We start from the raw sequence: 13,808 nt of genomic DNA on the forward strand, positions 1-13,808 counted from the left end.
GGGCTGGCGCACCACTTGAAGGGCGAGTACTCCGAGCAGGTCTCGACCGGCGTCGACGTGTACTCGACCAAGCAGCCGCTGGGAGTCGTGGGGATCATCTCGCCGTTCAATTTCCCGGCGATGGTGCCGATGTGGTTCTTCCCCATCGCGATCGCGGCCGGCAACTCCGTCGTGGTGAAGCCGTCCGAGAAGGATCCCTCGGCCGCGATCTGGCTCGGTGCGCTGTGGAAGGAGGCGGGCCTGCCCGACGGCGTCTTCACGGTGCTGAACGGTGACAAGGTCGCGGTCGACGGGCTGCTGGAGCACCCGGATGTGAAGTCGATCTCGTTCGTCGGGTCGACGCCGATCGCGCAGTACGTCTACGAGACCGGCACCCGGCACGGCAAGCGCGTGCAGGCTCTGGGTGGTGCGAAGAACCACATGCTGGTGCTGCCGGATGCGGACCTCGACCTCGTCGCGGACTCGGCGATCAACGCGGGCTTCGGGTCGGCAGGCGAGCGGTGCATGGCCATCTCGGTGGTCGTCGCCGTCGAGCCGGTCGCGGACGAGCTGATCGTGAAGATCCAGGAGCGGGCGGCGAAGCTGCGCATCGGCGACGGCCGCCGCGGGTGCGACATGGGCCCGCTGGTGACGCAGGTGCACCGGGACAAGGTCGCGTCCTACATCCAGGTCGCGGAGGAGGACGGCGCGAAGGTCGTCATCGATGGTCGCGGGATCGAGGTCGACGGGGATCCGAACGGGTTCTGGTTGGGTCCGACGCTGATCGATGATGTGCCGATCACGTCGAAGGTGTACACGGAGGAGATCTTCGGACCGGTCCTCTCGATCGTGCGCGTGCAGTCGTACGAGGAGGGCGTGGCGTTGATCAACAACGGTGCGTTCGGGAACGGGACGGCGATCTTCACGAACGACGGAGGCGCGGCCCGCCGCTTCCAGAACGAGGTCGAGGTCGGGATGATCGGCATCAACGTGCCCATCCCGGTCCCGGTCGCGACGTTCTCGTTCGGCGGCTGGAAGTCGTCGCTGTTCGGCGACACGAAAGCCCACGGCGCCGAGGGCGTGCGCTTCTTCACCCAGCAGAAGGCCATCACCTCCCGCTGGCTCGACCCCTCCCACGGCGGCATCAACCTCGGCTTCCCGCAGAACTCCTAGGCCTCTCTCCTCGCTGCGCTCGTCGATCGGCCGCAGTCGGCTCGGCGAGGCGGCCGGGTCCCGCAGAGCGGCCCGCGTCCGCGCACGACGAATCGCTGGCACGCGATTCGCCGGTGGCGCTCGACCTCAGGGGGTGCGGGTCGTGGTCGGCTTCGCGAGATGCCACTTGGGTACGCGACACGCCGAAGAAGGTGTACCCAAGAGGCATCTCGCGGAAGACACCAGCACGTGAAGACACGAAGGGACAGGGCAGGGATGCAACGGCGCAACGAGTGGATGTTCAGCCGCGGGGAGCTCGCGCGGGACGGGTGGGAGTCCGTCGTCGACGACGGGATCCCAGGCTGGCGGCACACCGGCCTCCGGGTCGCCGACCTGGGCGACGGCGACGAGCTCGAGCTGCCCGCCGCCGGCCTCGAGCGACTCGTCGTGCCCCTCTCCGGATCGTTCACCGTGCGGCACCAGACCTCGGGCCCGACGGAGACCACCCTGCTGGAGGGGCGCGCCTCGGTCTTCGACGGCCCGAGCGACGTGCTCTACCTCTCGACGCTGTCCTCCGCGACCGTGTCGGGCTCGGGCCGTGTCGCGATCGCGGAGGCGCCGGCCGCGTCCGCTCACCCGAGTCGCCACATCCCGCGCTCCGACATCCCCGTCGAGCTGCGCGGGGCCGGGCGCTCGAGCCGTCAGGTACACAACTTCGGCACCCCCGCCGCCCTCGAGGCCGACCGCTTCATCGTCTGCGAGGTCATCACTCCGGCCGAGAACTGGTCGAGCTTCCCCGCGCACAAGCACGACGAGGAGATCCCCGGCCACGAGACGCGCCTCGAGGAGATCTACTACTTCGAGTCCGCCGTCAGCCGCGGAGTCGAGGCGCCCGCCGAGGCCGAGCCGTTCGGCCTGTTCAGCACCTCGTCCTCGCCCGCCGGAGAGATCACGATCGACGCCGCCGTGCGCACGGGCGACATCGCGCTGGTCCCCTTCGGCTACCACGGTCCCGCGGTCGCGGCGCCCGGCTACGACCTCTACTACCTCAACGTCATGGCCGGCCCCGGAGACGAGCGGGCCTGGCTGATCAGCGACCACCCCGCGCACGGCTGGATCCGCGAGACCTGGCAGGGCCAGGACATCGACCCGCGACTCCCCTACACCCGCGCCACCCCGATCGAAGGAACGCACTCATGAGCACGACGAAGCGGATGACCGTCAGCCAGGCACTGATCGAGTTCCTCGCGAACCAGTGGACCGTCGACGGCGACGTCCGCGAGCGCACCATCGCCGGGGCCTTCGGGATCTTCGGCCACGGCAACGTCGCCGGCATCGGCCAGGCCCTCCAGCAGCTCGAGGCCGAGCAGCCCGGCCTGATGCCGTACCACCAGGCCCGCAACGAGCAGGCGATGGTGCACCAGGCCGTGGGATTCGCGCGGATGCGGCGACGTCGCGCGACCTATGCGAGCGCCGCCTCCGTGGGCCCGGGCGCCGCGAACATGCTGACCGGCGCCGCCCTCGCGACGACCAACCGGCTCCCGGCGCTGCTGCTGCCGAGCGACACCTTCGCGACCCGGGTGGCCGATCCCGTGCTGCAGCAGATCGAGCTGCCGCACGACACGTCGGTGCAGGTGACCGACGCGTTCCGCCCCCTCTCCCGTTTCTTCGACCGCGTCGACCGGCCCGAGAAGCTCTTCTCGATCGCCCTGGCCGCGATGCGCGTCCTGACCGATCCGGCCGAGACGGGAGCGGTCACCATCGCGCTGCCCGAGGACGTGCAGACCGAGAGCCTCGACGTCCCGCTCGAGTTCCTCGCCCCGCGCGAGTGGCACCTCCGCCGCCCGGTGCCGGAGGCGGGCCCGCTCGCCCGCGCGGTGGCCGCCATCCGCAACGCTGAGAAACCGATCATCGTCGCCGGTGGCGGGGTGCTGTACAGCGGCGCCGAGGACGCGCTGAGGGCGCTCGTCGAGGCCACCGGCATCCCGGCCGGCACGACCCAGGCCGGCGGCGGCTCGCTCGTCTGGGACCACCCGCAGTACCTCGGCGGCATCGGAGCGACGGGCACCACGGCCGCGAACCGGCTCGCGGCGCAGGCCGACGTCGTCATCGGCATCGGCACCCGCTACTCCGACTTCACGACCGCCAGCCGGACCGCGTTCCAGGCTCCCAATGTGACCTTCGTCAACATCAACGTCGCCTCCTTCGACGCCTACAAGCACGGCTCGCAGCTGCCGATCATCGCCGACGCGAGGGAGGCGCTCACCGCGCTGCTCGACGCGCTCGCGGGCCACACGGTCCCCGCCGAGTGGGCCGAGGAGGCCGCCGCCGAGAAGTCGACGTGGGACGCGACGGTCGACGCCGCCTTCGAGCCGACGGGCAGCGCCCTGCCGGGGCAGGCCGAGATCATCGGAGCGGTCCAGTCCTCCTCCGATCCCCGCGACGTCGTGGTCCAGGCCGCCGGGTCGCTGCCGGGAGACCTCCACAAGCTGTGGCGGGTGCGCGACCCGCTCGGCTACCACGTCGAGTACGCCTTCTCGTGCATGGGCTACGAGATCGCGGGCGGCCTCGGGGTGCGCCGGGCGGCTCCCGACCGCGACGCGATCGTGATGGTCGGCGACGGCTCCTACCTGATGCTGCACACCGAGCTGGTCACCGCCGTCGCCGAGGGCATCAAGCTGATCGTGATCCTGCTGCAGAACCACGGCTACGCGTCGATCGGCCACCTCTCCGAGACCCTCGGCTCCGAGCGCTTCGGCACGAAGTACCGCTTCCAGGACGAGTCGGGAGGCTTCCAGGGGACGCGCGTGCTCCCGATCGATCTCGCGGCCAACGCCCGCAGCTACGGAGTCGAGACGATCGAGATCGAGCCGAGCCCCCGCGCCGTCGAGGATCTGAAGGCGGCCATCGCCGCGGCGAAGGCCTCGGACACCACGACGCTCATCCACGTGAACACCGACCCGCTCGCCTACGCCCCCGACGGCGAGGGCTGGTGGGACGTCCCGGTCGCCGAGACGTCGACGCTCGGGTCGACCACGACCGCGCGCGAGACCTACGTCGCGAAGCGCGAGCGGCAGCGCCCGCTGCTCGGCTGAGGAGCGCACGCAGCGCACAACGTCAGCTGAGAGCAGGTCTCGCGCTCGATGGGGGCTGCGACCCCGTCTCAGCTGACGTTGTGCGCCCTACCGGTCGACGAGGGTGATCTCGAACGAGTACAGGTCGGGGCGGTAGCAGTGCTGGCCGTACTCGACCGCGCGACCGGAGTTGTCGAACGCCGTCCGCGTCATCGTGAGCACGGCCGCGCCCTTGCGCAGGTCGAGCAGCTCGGCCTCCCGGGACGTCGCGGCGCGCGCGCCGATCCGCTGCTTGGCGACCCGCATCGCGACGCCCCTCGCCCGGAGGAGCTGATAGAGGCCGTGCGTCTCGAGGGCGGCCAGGTCGAGGTCGACGAACTCCGCGGGGAGGATGTTGTCGAGCACGGCCAGCGGCACCCCGTCGGCCGAGCGCACGCGGACGATGTGCACGACCGGTGATCCGACCTCGACTCCGAGCGCCCCCGCCGCCGCCTCGTCGGCCACGCCGACCGAGGACGACAGCGTCCGGGTCTCGGGCTTCTGTCCCGACCGCTGCAGATCCTCGTACAGGCTGGTGAGCTCGACGTTCCGCGTCACCCTCCCGTGCACGACCTGCGTCCCGATGCCCCGGCGACGCACGAGGAGCCCCTTGTCGACGAGGTCCTGGATGGCACGGCGGATCGTCGGCCGCGACATGCCGAGGCGGTTGCCGAGCGACACCTCGTTCTCGAGCCGCGAGCCGGCGGGCAGCGTCTCGTCGAGGATGGCCTTCTCGAGCCGGGTGGCGATCTGGTGGTAGAGCGGGATGGGCCCGGAGCGGTCGAGGTCCATGAAGAGGTCCATCGGCAGGGCCTGCTCCTCCTGAAGTGCCATGCGTGCTCCCCCGTCGATGTCCTGTGATGAATATGGACTTACATCATGCCAGCTTTGTCACCTGTCCAGCATTACGTCGTATTGTTAGGACAATTGCGCAGGCTCCGTCTACGATGGGGACACCATGCGGGGGCATCACTCCCGTCGGCACCGACAGAGCCCTGGAGACGTCATGAGCGACACCCTGACCGCAGACCGGACCGCGACCGGAGTCACACCGGTCCTGCCCCTCCGCGCCGCAGCCGACGGGACCCCGACGAGCCTCTGGAACGACTCCGCCGATCTGCGCGAACTCGAGCGCTCGATCTCGTTCGGCGCGGTCGGAGCGACCTGCAACCCGGTGATCGCCCTGACCACGATCGAGAAGAACCTCGACGTCTGGGCGCCCCGCATCGCGCAGCTCGCCGCCGAGCACCCGACCGCGGGCGAGAGCGAGCTGGGCTGGCTCGCCATCGAGGCGATGTCGATCGAGGCGGCCGCGCTCCTGCTCCCCGCGTTCCGGGCGAGCGGCGGCCGCGACGGCCGACTCTCGGTGCAGACGGATCCGCGGCTGCACCGCGACGCCGACGCGCTCGTCGCCCAGGCCGTGCACTTCTCGGAGCTGGCCGAGAACATCATCGTGAAGATCCCGGCGACCGCGATCGGCATCCGGGCGATCGAGGAGGCGACGTTCCGCGGGGTGAGCATCAACGCGACCGTCTCGTTCACCGTCGCGCAGGCGGTCGCCGTCGCGGAGGCGATCGAGCGCGGCCTCGACCGCCGCAGCGCGGAGGGACTCCCCGAGCACGAGTTCGGCTCGGTCGTGACCATCATGGGCGGCCGCCTCGACGACTGGATCAAGGCCTCCGTCGCCGCCGACCGGCGCCTCGTCGAGCCGGGGCACCTGGAGTGGGCGGGCGTCGCGGCCCTGAAGAAGGCCTACGCGATCTTCCGCGAGCGCGGGTACCGGTCGCGCATCCTCTCGGCCGCCTTCCGGAACCACCTGCAGTGGTCGGAGCTCGTCGGTGGCGACCTCGTGGTCTCCCCGCCGTTCGAGTGGCAGCTGCTGATCGACGAGAACCGGATCGCCGTCGACCTCCACCGGATCGACGCCCCGGTCGCCCCCGAGATCCTCGAGACGCTGCTCGAACTGCCCGAGTTCCGTCGCGCGTATCTCGAGGACGGGATGACCGTCGACGAGTTCGACTCGTTCGGCGCGACGCGGCGCACGCTGCGCCAGTTCCTCGACGCGGACGCCCGGCTCGACGCGCTGGTGCGGGACGTCCTGCTGCCCCCGGTCTGATCCGGCGCGCGGCGCCGCCGGCCGGACGCGCCCCCATGTAGTATTGTAAGAACAATAGGAAGTCCCACCGAGGAGTTGTACACCGCCGTATGATCCAGACATTCGACCGCGCCCTGTCCCGGGTCGCGCGATGAAGGCCTCCGTCGCCGGAGCTCCCGTCAGCTTCGGCGTCTTCGAGCTCACCCCCGAGGAGGCGGACGTCGTCAGTCCGGACGACCTCGTCGACGTCCTCGCCGAGGCGGGGTACACCGGCGTGGACCTCGGCCCGGTCGGCTACCTCGGTCGCGGCACCGAGCTGCGGCGGCGGCTCGAGCGGTCCGGCCTCGAGCTCGCGGGAGGCTGGATCCAGCTCCCCTTCACCGACTCCGACGCCTTCGAGGCCGCACTCCCGCAGCTCCACGAGACGCTGCGGCTCTTCTCCGAGGCCGCCGAGAGCGGTCCGGCGCGGCTCCCCCTGCCGACTCTGGCCGACGACGGCTCGGCGGCACGGCGCTCGTCACCCGGTCGCGGCTCCGCCGCCGATCCGCTCGACGAGGGGCACTGGTCGCGGCTGGTCTCGAACGCCGAGCGTGCCGCTGCGATCGTCAGGGCGGCCGGCTTCGAGCCGACGTTCCACCACCACGCGGGAACGTACGTCGAATCGCCGGAGGAGATCGACCGGTTCCTCGGCTCCGTCGACATCGGCCTGACCCTCGACACCGGCCACCTCCTGATCGGCGGAGGCGACCCCGTCGCGGCGATCGACCGGTGGGGCTCGCGCATCAACCACCTGCACCTCAAGGACGTCGACGTCGCCGAGCTCCGGCGCGTGCTCGCCGCCGGCGGCGGGATGCGCGAGGTCTGGTCCTCGTCGTCGTTCGTCGCCTTCGGGCGCGGCGACATCGACCTCGAGGCGGTGATGACCGCGGTCGACGCCGCCCGCTACGACGGCTGGGTGGTGGTGGAGCAGGACGTGCTCAACGCCCCGGACGCCGTCATCGACGACTTCCGCGCCGAGCGCGGCGAGGACCAGCGCATCAACCGCGAGGCCCTCCGCTCCTGGGCCTGAGCGCCCCACTCCCACCCCTCGAACGCCTCCGGGCAGCTAGGACCACGACGTGACTCACTCCCCGCTCCGCTTCGGGCTGATCGGCACCGGCCGCATCGGCCAGGTGCACGCCGCCAACATCGCCGCCGACCCCGAGGCCGTCCTCGCGTGGGTGTGCGACCCCTTCATCGACGGTGCCAACGCCGTCGCCGCCCGCTACGGCGGAACGGTGACGACCGACGCGGCCGCGATGTTCGCCTCCGGAGAGATCGACGCGGTGCTGATCGCCTCGCCCACCGCCACCCATGTCGACCTGCTCGAGGCCGCGATCGACGCCGGCGTCCCCGCGCTCTGCGAGAAGCCGATCGATCTCGACATCGCCCGGGTCGACGCCCTCCTGCCCCGGGTGCAGTCGTCGGGAGTGCCGATCGCACTCGGCTTCAACCGCCGCTTCGACCCGGCGTTCGCCGAGGCCCGGGCGCGGGTCGCCGCCGGCGAGATCGGTGCTCTCGAGCAGCTGTCGATCATCAGCCGCGACCCCGCCGCTCCCCCGGCCGCCTACGTCGCCGTGTCGGGAGGCATCTTCCGCGACATGACGATCCACGACTTCGACATGGCCCGCTTCTTCCTGCCCGACATCGTCGAGGTCACCGCGACGGGCACCACGACCTTCGATCCCGGCGCCCGCGAGCACGGCGACTTCGACACGGCCGTCGTCACGCTGCGCGCCTCCTCCGGTGCCCTCGTCTCGATCACGAACTCGCGCCACAGCTCGGTCGGCTACGACCAGCGGATCGAGGCCTTCGGTGCCGACGGCTCGATCGAGGTCGCGAACGCCCTGACGAGCCTCGTGAGCGTCTCGAGCGCGTCGAGCGTCCAGGCGAAGCCGCCGTACCAGGACTTCTTCCTCGAGCGCTACGCCGTCGCCTACCGGGCCGAGCTGGGCGAGTTCATCAGGCTGGCCCGTGGCGAGGAGTCGACGAGCCCGACGTTCGCCGACGGCCGCGCCGCGCTGATCCTCGCCGACGCGGCCGCCCGCTCGGCCGTCGAGCGCGTCTCCGTGAGCGTCGCCCTGTGACCGCGGAGTCGCGGCGATGAGCCTCCGACTGGCCGCCTCCGCCGAGATGCTCTTCGCCGAGCTCGACATCGTCGACCGCGTGCGCCGCCTGCACGAGCGCGGCTTCGAGGTCGAGATCTGGGACTGGTCGACGAAGGACCTGCCGGCCCTCGCGGCGACCGGCGCGACGTTCTCGTCGATGACCGGCTACCTCTCCGGCGACCTCACGACAGAGGACGGGATCGCCGAGCTGCTCCGCACCGCCGGACTCTCGCTCGACGCGGCCGAGATCATCGACAGCCCGCGCCTCAATGTGCACGGCACCGGCCTCGCGCCGGGCGGGCTGCCCGTCCGCCCGGGCAGCGACGTGTCGCCCCGGGAGCGCGAGCGGGCGGAGGAGACCCTCACCCGTCTCGCGGAGCTCGGCGAGCAGCGGGGCCGGGTCTTCACCCTCGAGAACCTCAACACGGCGGTCGATCACCCCGGCGTGCCGTTCGCGCGCGCCGAGGACACCCTCGCGCTGGTGAGCGCGGTCGACCGCGCGGGGCTCCGGCTCAACCTCGACCTCTACCACGCACAGATCGGCGAGGGGAACCTGATCGAGCTGGTCCGCCGCGCCCAGCCGTGGATCGGCGAGATCCAGGTGGCCGACGTCCCTGGACGCTGCGAGCCCGGCACCGGAGAGATCCGCTACGAGGCGATCGCCCGGGAGCTGCGCGCCCTCGGCTACGACGGCGTCGTCGGGCTCGAGGCGTGGCCGTCGGCCGACTCGGAGTCGGCGCTCGACGCCTTCGAGGCGGCCTTCCGCGACTGAGCGCTCTGGGACGAGCGTCCCGACACAGAAGAGAAGCCCTGCGCGATCGACTCGCGCAGGGCTTCTGCTGGCTCAGCGGTCATAGGTGGTGGGCCCGGTGACGGCACCCACCGTCTCCCACGCCCGCGCGCTGTCGCTGCGGACCGCCGCCTCCACGATCTCGGCCGCCGACCACGCGTCGGACGCCGACGGTGCGAGCTGACGGCCCTCGAGCACGGAGGAGAGGAACAGCGAGGCCTCGATCGTCTTGAGGTCGTCGAACCCCATGCTCGTCCCCGCCCCGGGCTGGAAGCGCGCGAAGTCGCCGAAGCCGGGCTGGGCCATGATCGTCCGGTAGCCGCTCGGGTCGTCGGCGAGCTGCAGCTCGTTCAGGCGCTGGAAGTCCCAGCGCAGCGATCCCGAGGTGCCGTACACCTCGAGCGCGTACTCGGCGCGGGGACCGACCGCGACCCGACTCGCCTCCAGTACCGCGACCGCACCCGACTCGAAGCGGCCGAGGAGCGCCGCGTAGTCCTCGTTCTCGACCGGACCCTTCGCCGCGTCGTCGGCGCCCTTGCTGAAGTGGCCGTCCGCGGCGGACCCGGGCAGCGGGCGCTCGCGGACGAACGTCTCCGTCACGGCCGAGACCGAGTCGATCCGCCCGACGACGTACTGGGCCAGATCGGCTCCGTGCGAGAGGAGGTCGCCGAGGACACCGGAACCCGCTCGATCGCGCAGGAACCGCCAGGTGAGGGCGCCGAGCGGGTCCGCCGAGTAGTCGGCGAGCAGGCGCACGCTGACATTCGTCACCCGGCCGATCGCACCGGAGCGGACCAGGGCGCGCGCGTGCGCGACGGCGGGCGCGTGACGGTAGTTGAAGCCGACGGACGTGACGATCCCGGCCGCCTCGGCCGCTCGGGCGATGTCGGAGGACTCGGCAGCGGAGCGTCCCATCGGCTTCTCGATCCAGAAGGGCTTGCCCGCCTCCGCCGCCGCGAGGGCGACCTCGCGGTGCAGGAAGTTGGGTGCGCAGATCGAGACGACGTCGACGTCGGGGTCGGCGAGCACCTCGCGGTAGTCGGCCGTGGTCCTCCGGTAGCCGAGGACCTCCTCGGCGCTCGTGCGCGTCGCGGGGTCGGTGTCGGCGGCCGAGACGAGGTCGACGGCGACGCCGAGATCCGGATAGTGCTCCGGCACCGCCCGATACGCACGAGTATGGAGTCGCCCCATCCATCCGACCGATACCAGACCGACTCCCACACGGTGGACCATGGCGCTCCCATTCCTTCTCGTCGACGCTGAACGGCACCACTCTACCTCCATGACAATATGTATTGACATTTGCAACTGTCCGACTTCATACTCATCGCAACAGCGTCGTTCTCCCCGACCGTCATCGACGACGGCATCGGCACCGAAGGGACTTTTTTCATGAAGAAGCGATTCCTCGCCGGACTCGGCATCACCGCCGCGGCCGCACTCCTGATGAGCGGATGCACGGGGACCGGCCAGGAGCCCGCCGCCATCGCCGGCGCCGGCGGCGGCGACTACACCTACGCGGTCGTCACCCACTCCGGACCGGGTGATGCCTTCTGGGACCGCGTGAAGTCGGGGGCCGAGGCCGCAGGCGCCGACTACGGAGCGACCGTCACCTACAACGCCGACCCCGACCCGGCCAAGCAGTCGCAGCTCATCGACAACGCGGTCGCCCAGGGCGTCGACGGGATCGTCGTCTCGATGGCCAACCCCGACGGAGTGAAGGACAGCGTCGAGAAGGCCGTCGCCGCGGGCATCCCCGTGGTCACGATCAACTCGGGCATCGAGCGCTCCGCCGAGTTCGGCGCCCTCACCCACATCGGCCAGAGCGAGACGGTGGCCGGTGAGGCGGTCGGCACGAAGCTCGCCGAGGCGGGCGCCACGAACGCCCTCTGCGTCATCCAGGAGGCGGGCAACGTCGGTCTCGAGGAGCGCTGCAAGGCGGCCGCCTCGACCTTCGGCGGCACCATGTCGAACCTCCAGGTCGACGGCACCAACGACGCCGAGGTGAAGGCGACGATCAAGTCGAAGCTGCAGTCGGATCCCTCCATCGACGGCGTGCTCACCCTCGGCGGCCAGTACGCGATCGACGCCGTCGGCGCCGTCTCGGAGTCGGGCAGCTCGGCCCAGGTCGGCACCTTCGACCTCTCGGAGGACGTGGTCACGGCGGTCGAGGACGGCTCGATCGCCTTCGCCGTCGACCAGCAGCCCTACGTCCAGGGCTTCCTCGGCGTCACGGCGCTGCAGCTCTACACCACCAACGGCAACGTCATCGGAGGCGGCCAGCCGGTCTACTCCGGCCCCGCCTTCGTCACGAAGGAGAACGCCGCCGCGGTCGCCGAGTTCGCCGCGAACGGCACCCGCTAGAGATTCCCGGGGCCGGCGTGCGCGACCAGCACGCCGGCCCTCCCCTTCTCCCCTAGGAGTCACTGTTGACGACCACAGACATCGTGACGATCGCGACGAGGCCCCGCCTCGAGAGACGTCCGCTCCGCAAGATCCTGGCCCGCCCCGAGACCGGCGCGCTCGTCGCGGCCCTCGCCGTGCTGGTGTTCTTCTCGCTCTACACGCCGCAGTTCCTGAGCCTCGCCGGAGCCGGAGTGTGGCTCGAGTCGGCCTCGACCTTCGGCATCATGGCCGTCGCGGTCGCGATGCTGATGATCGGCGGCGAGTTCGACCTCTCGGCCGGAGTGATGACCGGATTCTCGGCCCTGATCGTCGGCATCCTGACCACCCACTACGGGCTCAGCATCTGGATCGCCGTCCTCGTCTCGCTGGTCGTCTGCCTCGGAGTCGGCGCCCTCAACGGCATCCTCGTGATGAAGACCGGGCTGCCGAGCTTCATCGTCACCCTCGGCACCTTCTTCGCCCTCGCCGGCATCGACCTCGCCGTGACCAAGATCATCACCGGTCAGGTCGCGATCCAGGGCATGACGAACGTGCCCGCCTACGACAGCATCCAGCCGCTGTTCGGCTCGTCGCTCACGATCGGCAACGGCACCTTCTACGTCTCGGTGCTCTGGTGGTTCGTCGTCACGGCCGCCGCCACCTGGATCCTGCTGCGCACCCGCGCCGGCAACTGGATCTTCGCCGTCGGCGGCGCCCTCACCTCCTCGCGCCAGATCGGCGTCCCCGTCCTCAAGACCAAGATCGGCCTCTTCATGGGCACCGCCGGCGCCGCGTGGCTCGTCGGCATGATCTCGCTCTTCCGCACCTCGACCGTGCAGGCGAACACCGGCGTCGGCCAGGAGTTCATCTACATCATCTGCGCGGTCGTCGGAGGCTGCCTGATGACCGGCGGCTACGGCTCGGCGATCGGCGCGGCGCTCGGCGCGCTCATCTACGGCATGGTCTTCCAGGGGATCACCTTCGCCCAGTGGGACACCAACTGGCTGCGCACCGTCCTCGGCGGCATGCTGCTCGCGGCCGTGCTGCTGAACAACTTCGTCCGGACACGAGCAGGAGGCGGGCGATGAGCACCGACACGACGAGCGGACCCTCGACCGGACGACCGGCCGCTCCGCGCACCCCGGTGGGCACGACGATCGTCGAGGTCCGCGACATCGGCAAGAGCTACGGAGCCGTCAACGCCCTCTCCGGGGTGTCGACGACCGTGAACGCCGGCCAGGTCACCTGCGTGCTGGGCGACAACGGAGCGGGCAAATCGACCTTCATCAAGATGCTCGCCGGAGCGCACACCCCCTCCGAAGGGCAGCTGCTGCTCGACGGCGAGCCGGTCACCTTCTCCTCTCCGCGGGCGGCGCTGCAGGCGGGGATCGCGACGGTCTACCAGGACCTCGCCGTCGTGCCGCTGATGCCGGTCTGGCGCAACTTCTTCCTCGGCTCCGAGGTCACCAAGGGCGCCGGCCCGCTGCGCCGGCTCGACGTCAGGGCGATGCGCGACATCACCCAGAACGAGCTGGCGAACATGGGCATCGACCTGCGCGACGTCGACCAGCCGATCGGCACCCTCTCGGGCGGCGAGCGCCAGTGCGTCGCCATCGCCCGCGCGGTCTACTTCGGCGCACGGGTGCTCATCCTCGACGAGCCGACGGCCGCCCTCGGCGTGAAGCAGTCGGGCGTGGTGCTGAAGTACATCGCCCGCTCGCGGGACCAGGGGCTCGGAGTCGTCTTCATCACCCACAATCCGCACCACGCCTACCCGGTCGGCGACCGCTTCCTCCTCCTGAACCGCGGCACCAGCCTCGGCAACTTCGAGAAGAGCGAGATCAGCCTCGGCGAGCTGACGAGCCTGATGGCCGGCGGCGCCGAGCTCGCCTCGCTCGCCCACGAGCTCGAGCGGTCGATGGGGCCGGAGTCGCCGCTCGCCGCCGAGGTCGCGCAGGAGGCCGGCGCCGGTTCCGATGGGGTTCGCCGGGGCTGACCACCCCTGAGAAGAGATCCCCTCGGGGAGGCGCGTCCGCCGCGACGCGCCTCCCCGAGGGGATTCCTGCGTTCGGCGCGCTCTCCCCCTCCGCGATCGCAGGGCTCACCTCGACCCGGGCCCCGACCTGCGGATCACGCCCGATCCGGCC

Annotated in this window: 12 protein-coding genes; 10 read left to right on the forward strand and 2 right to left on the reverse strand. The window is 70.8% G+C overall.

What is annotated here, in order from left to right; all coding sequences use genetic code 11:
- The 3 genes from mmsA to iolD all read left to right on the forward strand — a co-directional run.
- A partial coding sequence (mmsA, locus tag ASG06_RS17790; protein WP_056045909.1) for a CoA-acylating methylmalonate-semialdehyde dehydrogenase occupies positions 1–1,152 on the forward strand: 1,152 nt, incomplete at its 5' end.
- Positions 1,153–1,407: 255 nt separating this feature from the next.
- A complete protein-coding gene (gene iolB, locus ASG06_RS17795) occupies positions 1,408–2,331 on the forward strand; it encodes a 5-deoxy-glucuronate isomerase (RefSeq protein ID WP_056045912.1) in 924 nt (307 codons plus the stop codon).
- On the forward strand, positions 2,328–4,226 hold the full coding sequence (gene iolD, locus ASG06_RS17800) for a 3D-(3,5/4)-trihydroxycyclohexane-1,2-dione acylhydrolase (decyclizing) (protein ID WP_056045915.1): 1,899 nt from the start codon (positions 2,328–2,330) through the stop codon (positions 4,224–4,226). The genes iolB and iolD overlap by 4 nt, the downstream gene beginning before the upstream one ends.
- Positions 4,227–4,313: 87 nt before the next feature.
- Here the strand turns inward: iolD and ASG06_RS17805 are convergent, their stop codons facing one another.
- On the reverse strand, positions 4,314–5,078 hold the full coding sequence (locus tag ASG06_RS17805; protein ID WP_056045918.1) for a GntR family transcriptional regulator: 765 nt from the start codon (positions 5,076–5,078) through the stop codon (positions 4,314–4,316).
- A gap of 172 nt (positions 5,079–5,250) precedes the next feature.
- Between ASG06_RS17805 and ASG06_RS17810 the strand changes: the two genes are divergently transcribed.
- From ASG06_RS17810 to ASG06_RS17825, 4 genes are all read left to right on the forward strand, one after another.
- Positions 5,251–6,360, forward strand: a complete 1,110-nt coding sequence (locus ASG06_RS17810; protein WP_056045921.1) for a transaldolase family protein — start codon at positions 5,251–5,253, stop codon at positions 6,358–6,360.
- A gap of 130 nt (positions 6,361–6,490) precedes the next feature.
- Positions 6,491–7,408: a sugar phosphate isomerase/epimerase family protein gene (locus ASG06_RS17815; RefSeq protein ID WP_056045924.1), complete on the forward strand. Its 918-nt coding sequence runs from the start codon at positions 6,491–6,493 to the stop codon at positions 7,406–7,408.
- A 49-nt stretch (positions 7,409–7,457) separates the two neighbouring features.
- Positions 7,458–8,465, forward strand: a complete 1,008-nt coding sequence (gene iolG, locus ASG06_RS17820; RefSeq protein WP_056045928.1) for an inositol 2-dehydrogenase — start codon at positions 7,458–7,460, stop codon at positions 8,463–8,465.
- Positions 8,466–8,481: 16 nt separating this feature from the next.
- Positions 8,482–9,258, forward strand: coding sequence for a TIM barrel protein (locus ASG06_RS17825; protein ID WP_056045931.1), 777 nt, complete (start codon positions 8,482–8,484; stop codon positions 9,256–9,258).
- Positions 9,259–9,330: 72 nt separating this feature from the next.
- On the opposite strand, the gene ASG06_RS17830 is transcribed toward ASG06_RS17825, so the two are convergent.
- Positions 9,331–10,509 carry a Gfo/Idh/MocA family protein gene (locus tag ASG06_RS17830; RefSeq protein WP_056045934.1) on the reverse strand — a complete coding sequence of 393 codons (1,179 nt, stop codon included), beginning with the start codon at positions 10,507–10,509 and terminating at the stop codon, positions 9,331–9,333.
- A 159-nt stretch (positions 10,510–10,668) separates the two neighbouring features.
- Here ASG06_RS17830 and ASG06_RS17835 point away from each other — a divergent pair, with 159 nt between their 5' ends.
- From ASG06_RS17835 to ASG06_RS17845, 3 genes are all read left to right on the forward strand, one after another.
- Positions 10,669–11,640 carry a sugar ABC transporter substrate-binding protein gene (locus ASG06_RS17835; protein WP_056045937.1) on the forward strand — a complete coding sequence of 324 codons (972 nt, stop codon included), beginning with the start codon at positions 10,669–10,671 and terminating at the stop codon, positions 11,638–11,640.
- Between the two features lie 65 nt (positions 11,641–11,705).
- Positions 11,706–12,749: an ABC transporter permease gene (locus tag ASG06_RS17840; protein WP_056045939.1), complete on the forward strand. Its 1,044-nt coding sequence runs from the start codon at positions 11,706–11,708 to the stop codon at positions 12,747–12,749.
- A complete protein-coding gene (locus ASG06_RS17845; RefSeq protein ID WP_056045942.1) occupies positions 12,746–13,657 on the forward strand; it encodes an ATP-binding cassette domain-containing protein in 912 nt (303 codons plus the stop codon). Before ASG06_RS17840 ends, ASG06_RS17845 begins: the two co-directional genes overlap by 4 nt.
- Positions 13,658–13,808 lie beyond the last annotated feature (151 nt).

The sequence above is a fragment of the Rathayibacter sp. Leaf185 genome (assembly GCF_001423885.1).
In the GTDB taxonomy this organism is placed as follows: Bacteria; Actinomycetota; Actinomycetes; order Actinomycetales; family Microbacteriaceae; genus Rathayibacter.

What these genes read in the sequence shown, in the direction of transcription:
- iolD (WP_056045915.1), top strand. Translation starts at nt 2,328, where the DNA reads ATGAGCACGACGAAGCGGATGACCGTCAGCCAGGCACTGATCGAGTTC.
- iolB (WP_056045912.1), top strand. Translation starts at nt 1,408, where the DNA reads ATGCAACGGCGCAACGAGTGGATGTTCAGCCGCGGGGAGCTCGCGCGG.
- ASG06_RS17810 (WP_056045921.1), top strand. Translation starts at nt 5,251, where the DNA reads ATGAGCGACACCCTGACCGCAGACCGGACCGCGACCGGAGTCACACCG.
- ASG06_RS17835 (WP_056045937.1), top strand. Translation starts at nt 10,669, where the DNA reads ATGAAGAAGCGATTCCTCGCCGGACTCGGCATCACCGCCGCGGCCGCA.
- ASG06_RS17815 (WP_056045924.1), top strand. Translation starts at nt 6,491, where the DNA reads ATGAAGGCCTCCGTCGCCGGAGCTCCCGTCAGCTTCGGCGTCTTCGAG.
- ASG06_RS17805 (WP_056045918.1), bottom strand. Translation starts at nt 5,078, where the DNA reads ATGGCACTTCAGGAGGAGCAGGCCCTGCCGATGGACCTCTTCATGGAC.
- ASG06_RS17825 (WP_056045931.1), top strand. Translation starts at nt 8,482, where the DNA reads ATGAGCCTCCGACTGGCCGCCTCCGCCGAGATGCTCTTCGCCGAGCTC.
- ASG06_RS17845 (WP_056045942.1), top strand. Translation starts at nt 12,746, where the DNA reads ATGAGCACCGACACGACGAGCGGACCCTCGACCGGACGACCGGCCGCT.
- ASG06_RS17830 (WP_056045934.1), bottom strand. Translation starts at nt 10,509, where the DNA reads ATGGTCCACCGTGTGGGAGTCGGTCTGGTATCGGTCGGATGGATGGGG.